Origin of the sequence: Rubritepida flocculans DSM 14296, assembly GCF_000425365.1 — a bacterium.
Lineage (GTDB): Bacteria > Pseudomonadota > Alphaproteobacteria > Acetobacterales > Acetobacteraceae > Roseococcus > Roseococcus flocculans.
Genome location: NZ_AUDH01000030.1, coordinates 14,609 through 31,883, shown reverse-complemented (window position 1 = coordinate 31,883; position 17,275 = coordinate 14,609). Strand labels below are relative to the sequence as shown.

The window sequence follows — 17,275 nt, the reverse complement described above, 5'->3', positions numbered from 1 at the left end:
CTCCAGCATCACGTCCCACAGGCCGGACGCGGTCCAGCGCCGGAACTGGCGGAACACCGAGTTCCAGTTGCCGAACTCGGCCGGCAGGTCACGCCACGGCGCGCCGGTGCGCGCGATCCAGAAGATGGCATCGAGCACCCGCCGATGGTCGCGCGCGGGCCTGCCGCCAAGCGGGCTGGCTGAGACCACGAAGGGCTCGAAGAAGGACCACTCCTCGTCCGTCAGCAGTCCGCGGATCAACGCTGATCTCCATCCCAGAGATCAGCTTCGAATCACACTCCACCGCGTCGAGGGAATCCCCCTCAGGTCAGTTTGTCCACGTGGCCTAGACGCCCACGGATCAACGCCGATCTCCATGCAAGAGATCAGCTTGGAATCACGTCCGCACTCCGATGGGAATCCCCAGCCCGCGGGATAGTCCACGCGGCCGAGAGCAGATCGCCCATGGCTGGAATCAGCCATGGCGCGAATCTGCTCGGAATGGCGCGGCGAGAGCGGATTCCGGTCATCTGGAAACCGCTCTGGTCGCGCCTTGAGCGCCCCCGCTCAGGCGAGGTCGAAGCGGTCGAGCTCCATCACCTTGGCGAAGGCCGCCGCGAAGTCGCGGACGAACTTCCCGGCGTTGTCGCTCTGGCCATAGACCTCCGAGATGGCGCGGAGCTGCGAGTTGGAGCCGAAGACGAGGTCCACCCGCGTGCCGGTCCACTTCACCGCGCCGGTGGCGCGGTCGCGGCCCTCGAAGAGCTCCTCCGTCTCGTCGGTCGGCGTCCAGACCGTGCCCATGTCGAGCAGGTTGACGAAGAAGTCGTTCGTCAGCTTGCCCGGCTGGGCGGTGAACACGCCGTGCGGCGAGCCGCCGTGGTTCGCGCCCAGCACGCGCAGCCCGCCCACCAGCACCGTCATCTCCGGCGCGGTGAGGGTGAGGAGCTGCGCCTTGTCCACGAGCTGCTCCTCGGCCGAGACGGTGTAGCGGGCGCGGCGGTAGTTGCGGAACCCGTCCGCCTCCGGCTCCAGCACCTTGAAGCTCTCGGCGTCCGTCATCTCGGCGGTGGCGTCGGTGCGGCCGGGGCGGAAGCGCACGCTCACCTCGTGGCCGGCCGCCTTGGCCGCCGCCTCGACCGCCGCGCAGCCGCCGAGCACGATGAGATCCGCGAGCGAGACCTGCTTGCCGCCGGTGGCGGAGGCGTTGAAGGCCTTCTGGATCTCCTCGAGCTTGCCGAGCACCAGCTTGAGCTGCTCGGGCTCGTTCGCCTCCCAGCCGTTCTGCGGCGCGAGGCGGATGCGCGCGCCGTTGGCGCCGCCGCGCCGGTCGGAGCCGCGGAAGGTCGAGGCCGAGGCCCAGGCCGTCTTGACGAGCTGGGAGATCGAGAGGCCGGAGGCGAGGATCTTCGCCTTCAGCGCCGCGATGTCCGCCTCGTCCACCAGCTTGTGCGTCACGGGCGGCACCGGATCCTGCCAGATCAGGTCCTCCTTCGGCACGAGCGGGCCGAGGTAGCGGGTCTTCGGCCCCATGTCGCGGTGCGTCAGCTTGAACCAGGCGCGGGCGAAGGCGTCCGCGAACTGGTCCGGGTTCTTGTGGAAGCGCTCGGAGATGGGCCGGTAGATCGGGTCCATCTTCATGGCCATGTCGGCCGTCGTCATGATCGGCGGGTGGCGCTTCGTCGGATCATGCGCGTCCACGACCAGGGTGTGGGCGGACTTGTCGGTGGGCACCCACTGCCAGGCGCCGGCCGGGCTCTTCGTCAGCTCCCAGTCATAGCCGAGCAGCATGTCGAAGTAGCCGTTGTCCCACTTCGTCGGGTTCGGGGTCCAGGCGCCCTCGATGCCCGAGGTGATGGCATCGCCCCCCTTGCCCGACTTCCAGGTGCTGATCCAGCCGAGGCCCATCATGTGCAGCGGCGCGCCCTCCGGCTCGCGGCCCACATGCTCGGCCGGGCCGGCGCCGTGGCACTTGCCGAAGGTGTGGCCGCCCGCGGTCAGCGCCACCGTCTCCTCGTCGTTCATCGCCATGCGCGCGAAGGTCTCGCGGATGTCGCGCGCCGAGGCGAGCGGGTCGGGGTTGCCGTTCGGCCCCTCGGGGTTGACGTAGATGAGGCCCATCTGCACGGCGGCGAGCGGGTTCTCGAGCTCACGGTCGCCCGAGTAGCGCATGTCGCCGAGCCAGGTGTCCTCCTTGCCCCAGTAGATGTCCTCCTCGGGCTCCCAGATGTCCACGCGGCCGCCGCCGAAGCCGAAGGGCTTCAGGCCCATGTGCTCGATGGCGCAGTTGCCCGCGAAGATGAACAGGTCGGCCCAGGAGATCTTGTTGCCGTACTTCTGCTTCACCGGCCAGAGCAGGCGGCGCGCCTTGTCGAGGTTGGCGTTGTCGGGCCAGGAGTTCTCGGGCGCGAAGCGGTGCGCGCCGTTGGAGGCGCCGCCCCGGCCGTCCGCGGTGCGGTAGGTGCCCGCCGCGTGCCAGGCCATGCGGATGAAGAGCGGGCCGTAATGGCCCCAATCGGCCGGCCACCACTCCTGCGAGGTGGTCATGACCTTGAAGATGTCCTGCTTCAAGGCCTCGAGGTCGAGCTTCTTGAACTCCTCGGCGTAGTTGAACGCCTCGCCCATCGGGTTCGACTTGGCCGAGTGCTGGCTGAGGATGCGCAGGTTGAGCTGGTTGGGCCACCAGTCACGGTTGCTGCGCGTGCTGAAGCGCGCCGCCGTCGGCCTGCCGTGCATCACGGGGCATTTCCCCGCGCCCTGACCGCTGTGTCCGTCCATGGTTCTCTCCGTTGCTGGCGAAGCTGCACCAGGGCCGGAAAGGGCCGGATGACCCCTTCCTCCCCGCATCGCGGGGCTGGTGTAGCGGCAGGGGATGCATAAAGGAAAGTGCAGGATTGCGACAGTCGCGATAGATGCACACTATCAGATTGTCACCCTCCCCCCTCTCCTGCCATGAACCTGCGCGACCTCCGCTACCTCCTCGCCCTCGTCGAGCACGGGCATGTCCGCCGCGCCGCAGAGGCCTGCGGCGTGAGCCAGCCCACCCTCTCGGTGCAGCTTCGCAAGCTGGAGGAGCAGCTCGGCCTCACCCTGTTCGAGCGGGCGAGCAAGGGCGTCACCCCGACCGCCGCCTGCCGGCGGCTGCTCGGCCATGTGCGCGCGGCGGTGGCCGAGGCCGATGCGATCTACGCCGCCGCGCGCAGCCTGCGTGATCCGCTCTCGGGCCCCTTCCGGCTCGGGATCATCCCCACCCTCGCGCCCTATCTGCTGCCGCTCGTTTTCGCCCCGCTGCGCGAGGCGCTGCCCGCGCTGGAGGTGGAGCCCTGGGAGGACCAGACGGCCGCGCTGCTCGAGCGGCTGCGCGCGCATGAGCTGGACGCCGCGCTGCTCGCCACCGAGGCGGAGGGGCCCGAGCTGCTGAGCCGACCGCTGTTCGAGGAGCCCTTCTTCGCCGCCCTCTCGCCCGAGCATCCGCTCGCCCAGCGCGAGCGCATCGCCGAGGAGGAACTCGCGGCCGACATGCTGGTGCTGGCCGACGGGCATTGCCTGCGCGACCAGGCGCTGGCCGCCTGCGGCCGGGCCGGGGCGCTGGGCGGGCCGCTGCGCGCGGCGAGCCTCTCCACCCTGCTCAACATGGTGGCGGCGGGCTACGGCACGACGCTGATCCCGGCGCTCGCGGCCGGGGCGGCGCAGGATGCGGGGCTCGTTCTGCGCCCGCTCGCCGCGCGCACCGCGCGCAAGGTGCGCATCGTCTGGCGCGCGCAATTCCCGCGCCGGGCGGCGGTGGAGGCGGTGGGCGAGGTGATCGCGGGCCGGCTCGCGGGCTTCGCCGCGGCCGCCGCGGAAGGGCGGATCTAGCAGGCTGCGGAAAATCGGCTGTTCAGATCGTTGATGGCCTGATTCGGCGCTGATGGCGGCGGCGGTTGTTTCGATGCGCGGATCGGATCGGCAGACGGGTTCGATGTTCAGCGACATGAGACCGGAGGCTCTGGTGCCGCCGGATCATGCGCTGCGTGCGATCCGTCTGCTGATGAACCGGGCGCTGGAGCGGCTGCCGGTCGAGTTCGACAAGCTCTCTGCGAGGGGTGGCCGGGACTCGATCGCGCCGGAGAAGCCGCTGCTGTCGTCGGAGCATGTCTCGGTGGACGGCACGCTGATCGAGGCCTGGGCCTCGATGCAGAGCTTCCGGCCGAAGGACGGCTCCGGGCCGCCGCCTGGGCCTGGCCGCAACGGCGAGCGCGACTTCCACGGCGAGAAGCGCAGCAACGAGACGCATGCCTCCACGACGGACCCCGATGCACGGCTGGCGCGCAAGTCGAACGGGCAGGCGTCCAGGCTCTGCTATGCCGGCCATGTCGTGATGGAGAACCGACACGACCTGGCGGTGGCGGCCATGACGACGCGGGCCGCCGGCACCGCCGAGCGCGCCGCCGGCGAGGCGATGATGGCGGGGCTGGATCGCGCGGCGCGCAGCACGCTGGCGGCGGACAAGAACGACGACACGCGGGACTTTGTCGCCGCGATGCGCGGCATGGGTGTGATAAGGCCGGCGGCTACGCCGGACGTATCTCGCACGCCGGGTTGGTGGGCGGCGGCGTGCCAAAACAAAGACATACCAGCGGCCGCGCCGCAGCTTCAGCGGTCGAAGCAAGCGGCCGCTGGTATGACGCCGCATGTGGCGCAGCACACGAACGGCCGGCGCTCGGCGATCGACGGCCGGATGACCCGGCATTCGAAGCTCATGGCGGCGCCTGCCTGAGCACCGCCAAAAACGACCCGGGCGCGGTCATCCGCGGCCGCTGACCGCCGAAAACCGGGCCTCTCATACCAGCGGCCGCTGATTTCGACTCCTGAGGGGCCGGTGCGGCCGCTGGTATGCCTTGGTTTTTGGCGCGCAGCCGCCACACCGGGTCCCATCGAAGCAAAGCTTCGATGGGTGCCCGGCAACCCTGCGCGCGCTACGGCCAGCATGTCATGCCGGCCGTATCAGCCCGACAAAACCCTCGCACCCACACCCCCGGCCAGCAAGACAAAGCCCGTGGCGGCGATTTCCCGCAGCCTGCTCGGGGCGGCGCTCCAGGGAGACCCGGGGCGCCGCTTCGCATTCCGCCCCCGGCTTGCCGAAGCGGGCGAAGGGGGGAACCATGCGCGCGAACCCCCGGTGCGGGAGGGCGGGGGAGCGCGGGCATGCGGCCCGCGCGCGCCCTTCCGCGCCCAGCGGAGGCCCCTGATGCCGCATGTCGTCCTGCTGCGCTCCCTCCATCCCGACGCCCGCGCGCGGCTGGAGGCCGAGCCCGGCTTCACCGTCGAGACCCTGTTGAACCCGACGCGCGAGAACCTGCCCGCCGTGATGGCGAAGGCGGACGCGGTCATCGTGCGCGCCACGCCCATCAATGCGGAGTTCCTCTCCTTCTCGCCCAGGCTCTCCATCGTGGCGCGGCACGGCGTGGGCTATGACGCGGTGGACGTGCCGGAGCTGACGAAGCGCGGCATCCCCCTCACCGTCACGGCGGATGCGAACGCGCTCTCGGTGGCCGAGCACGCGCTGATGCTCATGCTCGCCATCGCGAAGCAGCTTCCGGTGTTCGACGCCAACACCCGCGCCGGCAAGTGGAGCAGCGTGGACGCCCCGGTGGCCTATGACCTCGCGGGCATGGCGGTGCTGGTGGTGGGCTTCGGGCGCATCGGCGGGCGCGTGGCGCGGCTGTGCCAGGCCTTCGGGATGGATGTTCTGGTGCACGACCCCTTCGTGCCGATGAACACCATCAAGGGCGCCGGCTTCCGCTGCGCCAAGACCCTGCCCGAGGGCCTCGCCGAGGCCGACTGGGTGACGCTGCACTGCCCCTCCAACGCCGAGAATCGCGGCATGGTGGACGCCGCCTTCCTCGCCGCGATGAAGCCCGGCGCGCGGCTCATCAACACCGCGCGCGGCACGCTGGTGCAGGAGGAGGCGCTGGCCGCCGCCCTCAAGGCCGGCCATGTCGCCGCCGCCGGCCTCGACGTGTTCTGGGAGGAGCCGGTGAAGCCCGACAACCCGCTGCTGCACGCGCCCAACGTCATCGTCACGCCGCACTCCGCCGCCGGCACGGAGCAGGGGATGCGGCGCATGGGTCTCTCCTGCGTCTCCTCCATCATCGGCCATTTCAAGGGCGCGCTCGACCCCGACATGGTGATCAACAAGGAGGTTCTGCGGAGCAACCGATGAACCCGCTGCCCGTCCTCGCCGCGCACGCCGCCTCCTGGCGCGCGGCGCCGCTGCCGCCCGAGGTGGAGCACGCCGCCCGCCGCGCGCTGATCGACTGGTTCGCCGCGCTGCTGCCCGGCTGCCGCCTGCCGCCCGCCACCCTGATGGCCAAGGCGCTGCGCGAGGCGCGCGGGCTGGGCGAGGCCGTGTGCTACGTGGATGGCGCGAAGGGCGCGCTGCGCCACGCCGCGCTGCTGAACGGCACGGCCTCGCACACCGTCGAGTTCGACGACATCTGGCGCTGGGGCGTCTATCACCCGGGCTGCCCCACCGTGGCCGCCGCACTCGCCGCCGCCCAGGCGCGCGGGCGCGACATGGCCGCGCTGCTGCGCGCGCTGGTGGCGGGCTACGAGGTCTCCTGCCGCATCGCCCAGGCGGTGCAGCCCTCGCACTACGATTTCTGGCACACCACCGGCACGGTGGGCACCTTCGGCGCGGCCGCCGCCGTGGCGGTGCTCTACGACTGCGACGCGACGCAGACGGCCCATGCGCTCGCCACCGCCGCCACCCTGGCGGGCGGGCTGCAGCAGGCCTTCCGCGGCGATGGCATGAGCAAGCCCCTGCACCCCGGCCATGCCGCCGAGGCCGGCGCGCTGGCCGCCATGGCCGCCGCCGAGGGCATGACCGGCGCGCTCGACGTGCTGCACGGCCCGGCGGGCTTCGCCGCCGCCACCAGCGAGGACACGGGCAAGTGGGAGAAGCCGCTCGCCCTGCTCGGCAAGCCGCTCGCCATCACCGAGATGACGGTGAAGAACCACGGCTGCTGCGGCCACATCTTCGCCGCGCTCGATGCGGTGCGCGACATGCAGCGCGCCGAGGGCTTCGCGGCCGGGGATGTCGAGGCCGTCGAGGTCGGCGGCTATGCGGCCACCAAGAATGTCTGCGACCGGCCTGCGGCGCGCACCGAGCAGGAATGCCGCTTCTCCACCCAGTTCACCGTCGCGACCATGCTGCTGCACGGCGCGGTGCGGCTGGACGCCTTCGCGGAGGCGCGCCTCGCCGACCCCGCGATCCGCGCGCTCATGCCGCGCGTCTCGGTGCATCTCGACCCCGAATGCGAGGCCGCCTTCCCCGCGCAGCGCAGCGCCAAGGTCACGATCCGGCTGCGCGACGGGCGGGCCTTCTTCCGCCACCAGCCCACCCGCAAGGGCGACCCCGACGCGCCGCTCAGCGATGCGGAGCTGGACGAGAAGTTCATGGAACTCGCGGCGCCCGTTGTGGGCGAAGCCCCGGCGCGCGCGCTGCTCGCCCAGCTCTGGCGGGGCGCGGCGCTGCCGGGCGTGGTGCCGCTGCTGCCGGCGTGATCGCCGGACGCGTCAGCGCGGCGCGCCGCCCCGCCCCGCCCCGTGCAGCACCCCGCCGCGCCGGCTGCCGGCGGAGAAGGCGGCGCGCAGCGCCTCGCGCGTCGGCCGCCGCCCCTCGGCCTCGGCCTTGCAGAGCCGGATCGCCGCCTCGCCGATCCCGCAGGTGACGGCGAAGGTCCAGGCCGCCGCCGCCGCCCCGCCCCAGATGGGCGCGAGCTTGAGCACCTGGCGCAGCATCCAGCCCAGCGCGTAGCGCAGCACGAAGCCCGTCCCGAGCGCGCTGATCAGCCCGGCCCAGACCGTCGCGTCGTCCGCCACCTCGAAGCGGCGCGCGATGGCGCGCACCATCGCCGCCTGCAGGGCGATGGCCGGCAGCCCGCCCAGGATGGGCAGGGGCGGCGCATCCGTCGCCGCCGCCGCCGCCGCCCAGGGCAGGATCACGCGCTGCCAGATCCGCTCCTCGGGGTCGGGCTGCGGCGCGAGGCCGGGCGCCAGCGCGGGGGCGAGGCGGACCATCGCCGCGCGCAGCGCTTCCAGCCCGTAATCGGGCGGATCCAGCCCCTCCTGGCCCTCGGTGAGGTCGAGCGGCACGAATCCGTCGGCCAGATCGCCGAAGGCCGCGCGCTGCTCCGCGAGCGGCCCCGCCAGCCCGTGCGGCGCGCGCGGCAGCGGGATGCCCTCCACGTCGAAGGCATAGGGCAGCGCATGGCCCTGCCCGGGCGGGTAGAGCAGGTGCAGCCGCGTCTGCGCCACCAGCACCGGCCAGTCGGGATGGGCGCGGCGCACCCGGCGCAGCGTGGCGAGCAGCCCGGCGGAGACCGGCGCATCCGCCGCCTGCGTGACCAGCACAAGGCCCGGGGCCTGCGCGACCAGGGCCATGTCCTCCGCTTCGTCATAGGGTGTGTCGGGGCGGATGGCCGTGGTCAGCAGGAAGCGGATGAGCGGCATTTCCGGCGGATGCGCGAAGCTCTCGGCCGTGGCGGTGGCGGGCCGCAGCTCCTGCCGCAGCGCCGCGCGCCATTCCTGGGCGAGCGCGGCCATCACCGCCGTCTGGCCCGAGCCGGGCGCGCCCAGCATCCACACAAAGGGCGCCTCCGCCTCGGCCCGCGCGCGCGCCGCCTCGACCTGCGCCGGATTCTCCGCCCTCGCCATCCCCTGCCCCCTCGGCTTGCCTCGCCGCGCGCGCAAGCTAGGCCGGGAGGCGGCCGGAATGAAACAGGGCAGCGACGCTCAGCGCAGCCCGACGAGCCGGCGGATCAGCTTCCGCGCGAAGGCGCCCTGCGGCCGGTCGAACAGGCGCGAGAGGCTGAAGCACCCATGCCGCACCCGCGCGCGCAGGGTGGAGAACTCGCGGAAGCCCGCCTCGCCGTTGCGCCGGCCGAAGCCCGAGGCGCCGACCCCGCCGAAGGGCAGCGCCATGATGGCCGCGTATTCCACCGCCCGGTCGCAGACCAGCGCGCCCGAGGTCGTGGCCGCCGCCACCGCCGCCTCCTCCGCCCGCGTCGCGCCGAAAAGGTAGATGGCGAGCGGATGCGGCCGCGCCCGCACCCAGGCCAGCGCGGCGGCGAGGTCGGCGCATTCCTCCATCGCCAGAACGGGGCCGAAGATCTCCTCCTCCGCCAGCGCCCCGCCCGAGCGCGCGAGCCCGAGGCTGCCCGGGGCGGGGGCAAGCCACTCCACCTCCCGCCCCGCGATCAGCCGCTCGAGCCGCGCCTGCTGCGCCGCGTTGATGACGCGCGTGCCCGTCTCGGCCACGCCCGAGGCGCGGGCGGCGGCGGCGAAATCCTCCGCCCGGTGGCCGACCAGCAGCACCGTGTCGGGCGCGATGCAGGTCTGGCCCGCATTCACCGCCTTGGCCACCAGGATGTCCTTCGCCGCGCGCGCGAGCTCGGCCCCCGGCAGCACGATGGCCGGGCATTTCCCGCCGAGCTCCAGCGTCAGCGGCGTCAGGTTCGCCGCCGCGGCCGCCATCACCTTCCGGCCCGTCTCCGTCCCGCCGGTGAAGACCAGGTGATCCCAGGGCGTGGACGCGAACTCCCGCGCCAGCGCCGCATCGCCGGGCAGCACCAGCGCCACGCGGGGGCCGAGCGCCTCCGCCACGATCTCGCCGAGCAGCGCGGCCACGCGCGGCGCGTGCTCGGAGGGCTTGATGACCACGCGGTTGCCCGCCGCCAGCGCGTCCATCGCCGGCAGCAGCGCCAGTTGCACCGGGTAGTTCCAGGGGGCCATCACCCCCACCACCCCCTTCGGCACCCACTCGGCCCAGGCGCGGGCAGGCTGGAAGGGATAGGGAACGAACACCCGCCGCGGCCGCGCCCAGCGCCAGAGATTCCAGCGGATGTGCGCCGCCGCGTCGGCCATGATCTTCACATCGGCCAGCAGCGTGTCCTCGGTGCTGCGCGCGCCGAAATCGGCCGCCGCCGCCTCGGCCACCGCAGCCGCCCGCGCCATCACCGCACGCGACAGCGCAGCCACCCAGCCCCGCCGCCGCGCCAGCGAAGGCACGCCCTCCTCCGCCGCCACCGCACGCAGCGCGGCCAGGGCCTGGGCGGGGGTCATCGCCCGGCCCGCCTCGGGAGGGACGCCGTCCCTCCCGAACCCTCCCTGCCAAGGGCCAGTGGGCCCTTGGAACCCGAGCCTTGGGGCGGGAGAGGGAGGGGCGTCATGGGTGCTCCAGCGGATTCGGGTGCGCGCGGCCCCTCCCTCTCCCGCCCCATGAACCGCATGGTTTCCAAAGGCCCATGGCCTTTGGCGGGTGGGGTCCGGGGAGGGCGGCGCCCTCCCCGGGGGGCGAGGGGCGACACCCCGCTCATGCCTGGACCGCCCTGGCGGCCGCGAGGCCGGAGCGGGTGGCGGCTTCCAGCGTGGCGGGCAGGGCGGGCCAGGTCCAGTCGCCGGCGAGGGCGAGGTTGGCGAGGGGCTGGCGGGCGGGGCTGGGGATGGGGCCCGGGGTGTGGCGCGGCGTGGCGCGGCGTTCCTTCACCACGCGGCAGGCGGGCGGTGCGATGGGCCATTCGCCGGGCAGGCGGAAGGCCATGGCGGCGCGCAGGATTTCCCCCCAGGCGCGCGGGGCGAGGCTCTCCGCGTCCTCGCCCGCTTCCGCGTCCCCGGCCGAGACGGTGACGGAGACGCCCTCGGGCCGCACCAGCACCCACTGGCACAGCGCGCCGAGCATGCCGATGAAGCGCACCGGCCCCGGCCCGCCGCGCGCGAAATGCAGGTTCACGATGGGGGCGAAGCGGTCGGGCGCGTCCACATGGGTGAGCAGCCGCACCGCCTCCCAGGGCGGCAGGGCGAGGATCACCCGGTCCTCCGCGCCGAGGGCGATCTCCTCCTCGTGGAAGTGCAGCACCCGCGCCTGGCCGCCGGACTGGGTGACGCGGCGCAGCCGGCTCTCGGGGAGGTAGCGCACGCCCATGGCCTGCAGCGCCGCCAGGGCGGGCGCCACCAGATCGGGCCCCAGCCCGCGCCGGGCGACGTAGAGCCGCGCCGCGCCGGGCCCGCCCAGCCGCCGCAGCACCTGGCCGAGCCGGCGTGTCGAGGCCTCGGCGCTCGGCGTGTTCAGCGCGGCGATGGTCAGCGGGTCCACGAAGCCGCGCAGGAAGGCGGGATGGGCGGCCATGGCCTCGGCGATGGTCCGGTCGCGCCCCGGCAGGGCCATGCCCAGCAGCGCGGCCAGGGCGGCCGGCGAGGCCCCCTCCGGCCGCCGGTCCGCCCGCCACCAGCCGAGCGGCGAGAGCGCCACGCGCCGCGCCGATCCGTCCGCGAGGTCGAGCACCGGCAGCCCCTCCGGCTCCGGCTCGATCCAGTGTTCGCGCGCGCCGATGGCCGAGAGGAAGGCGAGGGCCGCGCGGTTCGCGCCCACCAGCGCGTGGGTGCCGTTGTCCGTGCCGTCGGGCAGGGCGCGGGCGCGCCCCCCGGCGCCGGGCGTGGCCTCGTGCAGCGTGACGGGCCGGCCCGCACGCGCCAGCGCATGCGCCGCGACCAGCCCGGCGAGCCCGGCGCCGACGACATGGATCATGCGCGCGCCCAGCCCAGCGCGAAGGCGAGCATGCCGAGCTTCTCGCGCGGCGAGAGCCTGGCGCGCGGCCGCGCCCCGGCGAAGCCCCGCGCGCGCAGCTTCTCGAGGATGCGCCGGTAGCCGAACATCATCACGCGCGCGGGGTGCAGGGCGCGCGCGTCGTGGCGCGGCAGCTCCGCCTCGGCGCGGGCGAAGCCCTCGGCCGCGCGCGCGGCCAGCGCCTCGCAGATGGCGGGGAAGGCGGGGTGGTTCACGATGTCGCGCGCCGGCCCCTCGGGGATGCCCGCGGCGGCGAGCAGCGTGCGCGGGACATAGACGCGGTCGCGCGCCGCATCCTCGTCCACGTCGCGCAGGATGTTGGTGAGCTGGAAGGTGTGGCCGAGGGCGAGGCCCCAGGCCTCCGCCTCGGGCGCGCCGAAGATTCGCACGCTCATCGCCCCCACGCTGCCCGCCACCTGGCGGCAGTAGAGGTCGAGCGCCGCCTCGTCGGGCAGGCGCAGATGCTCGGTCGCGTCCGTCTCCATCCCCGCCACCATGGCCTCGCATTCGGCGAGCGGGATGTCGAAGCCGCGGCGCGCGAGGAAGAGCTCGCGCGAGAGCGCGCAGTCGGGCGCCGCGAGCTTGCCGCGCCACTCGGCGAGGAAGCGGCGCTTCTCCACCTCGGGCATCGCGCCGTCGGCGATGTCGTCCACCGCGCGGCAGAAGGCGTAGACGGCCCAGAGGGCGCGGCGGCGCTCGCCCGAGAGCGTCGCCATGCCGGCGGCGAAGGAGGAGCCGGCGGCGCGCACCCGCGCGGCCACCAGCTCGCGGTCATGGTCGCCGAGCAGCGGCGCGCGCAGCAGCTCCTTCAGGAAATCCCCCTTCGTGAGCGCGACGCGCCCCCGCACCGGGTCCGCCGCGCGCAGCCGCGCCAGCAGCCGCCGCGCGAGCCCGATGGTCATGGCCGACTGGATGGCCAGCCGGCGCGAAGCGAGCAGGCGCGGCAGGGCCGCGGCGCGGTCGAGCTGCTCCTCCACGCGGTCCAGCATCGCGTCGAGCACGGCGCGGCGGCGCGGATTGGCGGGCTCGAAGAAGGCGTCCTCGCCGCCCGCCAGCGCCATCCAGGAGAGGGGCACATAGACGCGGTCGAGCTGCGTGCGGTCAGGCACCAGATCCTGCAGGTGGTTCAGGATCTGCAGCGCGGTGCAGAGCGCGTCCGCGGCGCGGCGCGCCTCGGCGCCGTCGCTGCCATGCAGGCGCAGCAGCATCCGCCCCACCGGATCGGCGCTGCGGGTGCAGTAGTCGAGCAGCGCGGCCCAGTCCTGGTAGCGCGCCTGGCGCGCGTCCTGGCGGAAGGCGGAGAGCATGCGGCGCGCCTCCTCCACCCCGACGGATTCGGCGTGCATGCGCGCGGCCTCGGGCAGGGTGGTGCGCGGATCCTTGAGCGCCGCCTCCATCGCGTCGAGCCGCGCGAGCTTCTCCTCGGGCGGAAGGGCGGGGCTGTCGGCGATGTCGTCGGCCGTGCGCACGAAGCGGTAGAAGGCCATCACCTTCGCGCGCACCGGCCGCGCCAGGATCAGCGAGGCGGTGGGGAAGTTCTCCGTGTCGTGGTCGCGATTGGGCGCGCCGGGCGCCTTCACCTCTGTCATGCCCCCTTTGTGGCGGGAGCGGCGGCCGCTTTCCAGCCCGCCCCGGCCATCGGCGGCGCGGATGGGCGCGAGAGGCCGCGGCCGATTGCATGCCGGGGCGCGATGGGCCGAAGCTGCGCACCGAGCCCGATGAAGGACCACCCCATGCTCCGCCCCACCCTCCCCGCCCTTCTCGGCGCGATCCTGCTGCTTCCGGCGGGCCCGGCCGCCGCCCAGGCCGACCACTCCTACGGCCCGGGCACGCTGAGCGTGACCTACGGCGCCAACGCGCGCTGCCGCCCGGCGGTGACGGCGGCCTCCGCCCGGCCCGATTCCGCGAGCGTCACCGTGACGCTGACCGACAGCGCGCGGCAGAACATCACCGTCACCGTCATCGCCACGGTCACGGCGGGCGGGCAGAGCTATCGCTTCGAGGGCGGGCGCAACCTGCCCACCGGCAGCGGCGCGGTCTCGGCCAGCATCACCGCCGGCGGGCGGCTGCCGGCGAATCTCAACGGCAGCCGCATGAGCGTGGATCTGTTCTACTGCCAGGTGAACGCGCCCGTGGCGCCGCCGCCCTCGGGCGATCGCTGATGCGGGCGATCAGCCTTCGGCCTTGGCGGGGCTGTAGGCGCGCCCCTTCCAGCCCGATTTGAGGCCCAGCGCCGAGCGCAGCAGCGCCGTCCACTGGATGGCCAGCGCGACGATGACGGTGAGCGGGTGCAGCGGCACCGTCCACCACGGCTCGCGCGTGCGGATCGTCACCGCCGCGCGCAGCGCGAACATCAGCAGGATGGTGACCAGCGCCTCGATGTCCGGCAGGAGCGCCCAGGGCCAGAGATGCGCGCCGGCGAGCAGCACCGTCCAGATCGGCAGGCCGATGGGGGTCGCCATGCCCTCGCGCGCGTTCTTGATGAAGCCGGCCCAGGCCTGGGCGAAGCCGTCATACATGCGGCAGGTGGCGAGCGGCGTGCCGTCCACGATCTCCGTGTCGTGCCCGCGCTCGCGGAACAGGCGCGCCAGCGCGATGGCGTCGTGCAGCACGCCCTTGATGGTGGTGTGGCCGCCCGTCACCTCATAGGCGCGGCGCTCGACGAGGATGAGCTGCCCGCAGGCGGCGGCCAGGCTCGGCTTGCGCTGGATGGCGCGCCCGCCGAAGGGCAGGTAGCAGAGCAGCAGGAAGTTGATGAAGGGCACGGTAAGCCCCTCGCCCAGCGTGCGCATCTCCTGCCGCGGCACGCCGCTGACGAGCGCGATGTTGCGCGCCACGCTGTGCGCCGCCATCGCCGCCGCGGCATGGGGGGCGAGGCGCACATCGGCGTCGATGAACAGGAAATGCGTGCCGCGCGCCGCCTCCGCGAGCCGCGCGCAGGCGTGCACCTTGCCCGTCCAGCCCGGGGGCAGCGAGGGCGCGGCGACAAGGCGCACGCGCGCATCCCGCGCCGCGTAGCCCCGCACGATCTCGGCCGTGGCGTCGGTGCTGCCATCGTCCATCACCACCACCTCGATGGCGCAGCCGGTGGAGGCGAGCGCGGCGTCGAGGCAGGCGCCGATGTTCGCCGCCTCGTTGCGCGCCGGGATCAGGATGGAGACGAGCGTGCCCTCGGGCGGCGTCGCGGCCAGGCGCGGCAGGCGCCGGAGGTTGATGATGCCGAACAGGATCGGCATCAGCGCGAGGGCGAGCGCGACATGCGCGTAGTCCATCTCCGCTACCTCCCTTCCGCCGCGCGCGGGTCGTGGCGCGGATCGTGTCTTTGGCCCCGCAGCAGGGCGCGGGCATACTGCACGGCGCCGTAGAGCCCGCCCACGCCCTGCCGCCCCTCCACCGCGACGAGGAAGCGCGCGGGATCGCGGGCGATGGCGTCCTCGGCCAGGCGGTCCATCACGGCGGTGTGGGCGGCGCGGATGGCCTCTGTGCGCGGCGCGCGCTCCATCGCCAGAAGCGCGCCGCAGTCGAGCGGCGGGCCGAAGGCCACCAGCGCCTCGCCGCGCTTCTCGGTCCAGTGGGTGTATTCGATGGCCACGGGCAGGATGGCGGCCGTGGGCGCGATCTCGGGCAGCCGCGTCACGCCCGGCGCCAGCGGCACGGGGCGCTCGCGCACATCGGCGAAGCGGCCGGGTGCGTTCATCCAGAGCGTGTGGCGGGGATCCTCCAGCACCTGCTTCGCCGTCTGCAGGAAGCGGACGGCGCCGCGGGCGGTGTTCTGCTCGACGCCGAACACGCCCAGCCGCTTCATGAAGCGGTATTTCTCGAGCGCCGCCGCGTCCATGGGCGTGAAGCCCGGCCGTTCGCGGAAGAAGCGGCGCATCAGCAGCATCACCAGCACCCCGTCCCACCAGCCCGGGTGGTTCATCAGGATGATGGCGGGCCGCCCTTCCGGCGCGGCGGGCAGGCCCCAGCGCGCCACGCGCAGCGCCGTGAAGGAGGCGGCGAAGCTGCGCGTGAAGGCGACCTCGAAGAAGCGCATCATGCGCTCCGAGCGCAGCGCGACGGGCGAGGGCTCGTCCGCCGCGGCCATGCTCAGGCGCCGGCCAGCTCGGCCTCGCGCCGGCCCGCGCGCTCCGCCTCGGGCGACATGCCGCGCCCGCCGAGATCCCGGTCGAGGCTGTCGGCGGCGATCCAGCCCGACATCATCACCATGGGCATGCCCGGGCCCGGATGCGCCGCGCCGCCGCAGAGGTAGAGGCCCTTCACATGGCGCGAGCGGTTGCCCGGCTTGAAGGCCCCGGTGAAGCTGCCATGCGAGGCGAGGCCGTAGATCGCGCCGTTCAGCACGCGGTAGCGCTCGTGGATGTCCACCGGCGTGAGGCGGGCTTCGGCCACAATGCGCTCCTCGATGTCGGGCATCGCGGCGGTGCGCTTCAGCTTGTCGAGGATCTTCTGGCGATAGCCGGGGAAGATCTCGTTCCAGTCGTGGTGCGGGCGGATGTAGGGCGTGTGCACCAGCACATAGAGCGCCTCGCCGCCCTCGGGCGCGCTGGTCGGGTCGGTCTGCGCGGTGGCGGCGAGGTAGGCCGTGGGGTCCGGCGCGGGCTCGCCCTTCTTGTAGATGGCGTCGAACTCCTCTTCCGCGTCGCGGGAGAAGACGAAGCAGTGGTGCGCCAGGTGCTCGTAGCGCCGGTTGAGGCCGAGGTAGAGCACCACGCCGGAGCAGGCGGGCTCATAGCCCTTCTTCTCGTAGGCCGCCGCCGCCTCGCCACCCACCAGCTCCTTGTAGGTGCGGATGGCGTCCATGTTGGAGATCACGGCGTCGCAGGCGATGCGCTCGCCGGAGGCGAGCTTCACGGCCACCACCTTGCCGTTCTCGATGTCGAGGCCCGTCACGTCCGCGTTGGCGCGCAGCTCCGCGCCCAGCTCTCCCGCGAGCTTCGCGAGCCCCTCGGCCACGGCGCGCGTGCCGCCCACCGGGTACCACACGCCCTCGCTCGCCTGCATGTCGCCGATCGAGGAGAGCACCGCCGGCGCGAGATAGGGGTTGGAGCCGACATACTGGCAGAAATGGTCGAGCATCTGCGCCAGCCGCTCGTCGGGCACATGGCCGCGGATCACCTTCGCCACCGTCTGGCCCATGCGCAGCGAGAGCACGTCGCGCAGCGTGTCGGGGTTGAAGTTGGCGCGCAGGTTCAGCGTGTCGCCGATGCCCTCGACGGATTTCCAGAAGAAGAACTTCTCGGAGACGCCGTGCAGGTGCTTCGCCACGCGCTGGAACTTGCGGTAGCCGTCGCCCGCGCCGGTGCCGGGGGCGAAGGCGTCCATGGATTTCGCCATGGTCTCCACATCGGCCATCAGGTCGATGCGCGTGCCGTCCTCGAAGAAGCAGCGCCACTGAGGGTCGAGGTAGATCAGCGGCAGTTCCGTGGCCTGGTCCCGCCCGGCCTCCGCGTAGATCCGGCGCAGCACGCGCGGCACGGTGAGGATGGTGGGCCCCATGTCGAAGCGGAACCTCCCGCTTCCGTCCGGCGCGTCGAGGTAGAGCTGCGCCGCCTTCCCGCCCAGCCAGGGATTCTTGTCGAGCAGCGTGACGCGATGCCCGCGCGCGGCCGCGGTGCAGGCGGCGGCGAGGCCGCCGAGCCCCGCGCCGACGACGACGATGTGAGAGCTGGTCATGCGGGGAACTCC

The 17,275-nt window shown here is 73.4% G+C and carries 13 protein-coding genes and 1 pseudogene; 5 read left to right on the top strand and 9 right to left on the bottom strand.

Features of this window, described 5'->3' with window-relative positions:
* Positions 1-258: transposase (locus tag H596_RS0116405; protein ID WP_408735284.1), on the bottom strand; the 258-nt coding region annotated here is incomplete at its 3' end.
* Between the two features lie 288 nt (positions 259-546).
* The gene (gene katG, locus H596_RS0116400; RefSeq protein ID WP_084602909.1) at positions 547-2,757 is read right to left on the bottom strand and encodes a catalase/peroxidase HPI; all 2,211 of its coding nucleotides are present in this window, start codon (positions 2,755-2,757) and stop codon (positions 547-549) included.
* A 174-nt stretch (positions 2,758-2,931) separates the two neighbouring features.
* Here katG and H596_RS0116395 point away from each other — a divergent pair, with 174 nt between their 5' ends.
* The 4 genes and pseudogenes from H596_RS0116395 to H596_RS22060 all read left to right on the top strand — a co-directional run bounded on the left by H596_RS0116395 (position 2,932) and on the right by H596_RS22060 (position 7,527).
* The gene (locus H596_RS0116395) at positions 2,932-3,837 is read left to right on the top strand and encodes a LysR substrate-binding domain-containing protein (protein WP_027285804.1); all 906 of its coding nucleotides are present in this window, start codon (positions 2,932-2,934) and stop codon (positions 3,835-3,837) included.
* A 73-nt stretch (positions 3,838-3,910) separates the two neighbouring features.
* Positions 3,911-4,714: pseudogene (locus H596_RS22065) on the top strand (hypothetical protein); the annotation flags it as partial.
* A 495-nt stretch (positions 4,715-5,209) separates the two neighbouring features.
* A complete protein-coding gene (locus H596_RS0116380; protein WP_027285803.1) occupies positions 5,210-6,184 on the top strand; it encodes a hydroxyacid dehydrogenase in 975 nt (324 codons plus the stop codon).
* A complete protein-coding gene (locus H596_RS22060) occupies positions 6,181-7,527 on the top strand; it encodes an MmgE/PrpD family protein (protein WP_037301811.1) in 1,347 nt (448 codons plus the stop codon). Before H596_RS0116380 ends, H596_RS22060 begins: the two co-directional genes overlap by 4 nt.
* 12 nt (positions 7,528-7,539) lie before the next feature.
* On the opposite strand, the gene H596_RS22055 is transcribed toward H596_RS22060, so the two are convergent.
* From H596_RS22055 to H596_RS23070, 4 genes are all read right to left on the bottom strand, one after another.
* A complete protein-coding gene (locus H596_RS22055; protein WP_051213271.1) occupies positions 7,540-8,679 on the bottom strand; it encodes a hypothetical protein in 1,140 nt (379 codons plus the stop codon).
* Between the two features lie 78 nt (positions 8,680-8,757).
* Positions 8,758-10,086, bottom strand: a complete 1,329-nt coding sequence (locus H596_RS22050; RefSeq protein WP_051213269.1) for an aldehyde dehydrogenase family protein — start codon at positions 10,084-10,086, stop codon at positions 8,758-8,760.
* Positions 10,087-10,336: 250 nt separating this feature from the next.
* On the bottom strand, positions 10,337-11,548 hold the full coding sequence (locus H596_RS0116360; RefSeq protein ID WP_037301810.1) for a hydroxysqualene dehydroxylase: 1,212 nt from the start codon (positions 11,546-11,548) through the stop codon (positions 10,337-10,339).
* Positions 11,545-13,176, bottom strand: a complete 1,632-nt coding sequence (locus H596_RS23070; RefSeq protein WP_051213267.1) for a squalene/phytoene synthase family protein — start codon at positions 13,174-13,176, stop codon at positions 11,545-11,547. The genes H596_RS0116360 and H596_RS23070 overlap by 4 nt, the downstream gene beginning before the upstream one ends.
* Before the next feature lie 144 nt (positions 13,177-13,320).
* Here H596_RS23070 and H596_RS0116350 point away from each other — a divergent pair, with 144 nt between their 5' ends.
* On the top strand, positions 13,321-13,749 hold the full coding sequence (locus H596_RS0116350; protein ID WP_027285802.1) for a hypothetical protein: 429 nt from the start codon (positions 13,321-13,323) through the stop codon (positions 13,747-13,749).
* Between the two features lie 9 nt (positions 13,750-13,758).
* Here H596_RS0116350 and H596_RS0116345 read toward each other — a convergent pair whose 3' ends face one another.
* The 3 genes from H596_RS0116345 to H596_RS0116335 are packed head-to-tail and all read right to left on the bottom strand — an operon-like array spanning position 13,759 to position 17,263.
* Complete coding sequence (locus tag H596_RS0116345) at positions 13,759-14,859, bottom strand: glycosyltransferase (protein ID WP_027285801.1); 1,101 nt, start codon at positions 14,857-14,859, stop codon at positions 13,759-13,761.
* Between the two features lie 5 nt (positions 14,860-14,864).
* Positions 14,865-15,674 carry a lysophospholipid acyltransferase family protein gene (locus tag H596_RS0116340; protein WP_037301808.1) on the bottom strand — a complete coding sequence of 270 codons (810 nt, stop codon included), beginning with the start codon at positions 15,672-15,674 and terminating at the stop codon, positions 14,865-14,867.
* A 2-nt stretch (positions 15,675-15,676) separates the two neighbouring features.
* The gene (locus tag H596_RS0116335; protein ID WP_027285799.1) at positions 15,677-17,263 is read right to left on the bottom strand and encodes a phytoene desaturase family protein; all 1,587 of its coding nucleotides are present in this window, start codon (positions 17,261-17,263) and stop codon (positions 15,677-15,679) included.
* Positions 17,264-17,275 lie beyond the last annotated feature (12 nt).

Excerpts from the sequence above, each read along its gene's own strand:
- katG (WP_084602909.1), bottom strand. The coding sequence starts at position 2,757 with ATGGACGGACACAGCGGTCAGGGCGCGGGGAAATGCCCCGTGATGCAC.
- H596_RS0116395 (WP_027285804.1), top strand. The coding sequence starts at position 2,932 with ATGAACCTGCGCGACCTCCGCTACCTCCTCGCCCTCGTCGAGCACGGG.
- H596_RS0116380 (WP_027285803.1), top strand. The coding sequence starts at position 5,210 with ATGCCGCATGTCGTCCTGCTGCGCTCCCTCCATCCCGACGCCCGCGCG.
- H596_RS22060 (WP_037301811.1), top strand. The coding sequence starts at position 6,181 with ATGAACCCGCTGCCCGTCCTCGCCGCGCACGCCGCCTCCTGGCGCGCG.
- H596_RS22055 (WP_051213271.1), bottom strand. The coding sequence starts at position 8,679 with ATGGCGAGGGCGGAGAATCCGGCGCAGGTCGAGGCGGCGCGCGCGCGG.
- H596_RS22050 (WP_051213269.1), bottom strand. The coding sequence starts at position 10,086 with ATGACCCCCGCCCAGGCCCTGGCCGCGCTGCGTGCGGTGGCGGCGGAG.
- H596_RS0116360 (WP_037301810.1), bottom strand. The coding sequence starts at position 11,548 with ATGATCCATGTCGTCGGCGCCGGGCTCGCCGGGCTGGTCGCGGCGCAT.
- H596_RS23070 (WP_051213267.1), bottom strand. The coding sequence starts at position 13,176 with ATGACAGAGGTGAAGGCGCCCGGCGCGCCCAATCGCGACCACGACACG.
- H596_RS0116350 (WP_027285802.1), top strand. The coding sequence starts at position 13,321 with ATGCTCCGCCCCACCCTCCCCGCCCTTCTCGGCGCGATCCTGCTGCTT.
- H596_RS0116345 (WP_027285801.1), bottom strand. The coding sequence starts at position 14,859 with ATGGACTACGCGCATGTCGCGCTCGCCCTCGCGCTGATGCCGATCCTG.
- H596_RS0116340 (WP_037301808.1), bottom strand. The coding sequence starts at position 15,674 with ATGGCCGCGGCGGACGAGCCCTCGCCCGTCGCGCTGCGCTCGGAGCGC.
- H596_RS0116335 (WP_027285799.1), bottom strand. The coding sequence starts at position 17,263 with ATGACCAGCTCTCACATCGTCGTCGTCGGCGCGGGGCTCGGCGGCCTC.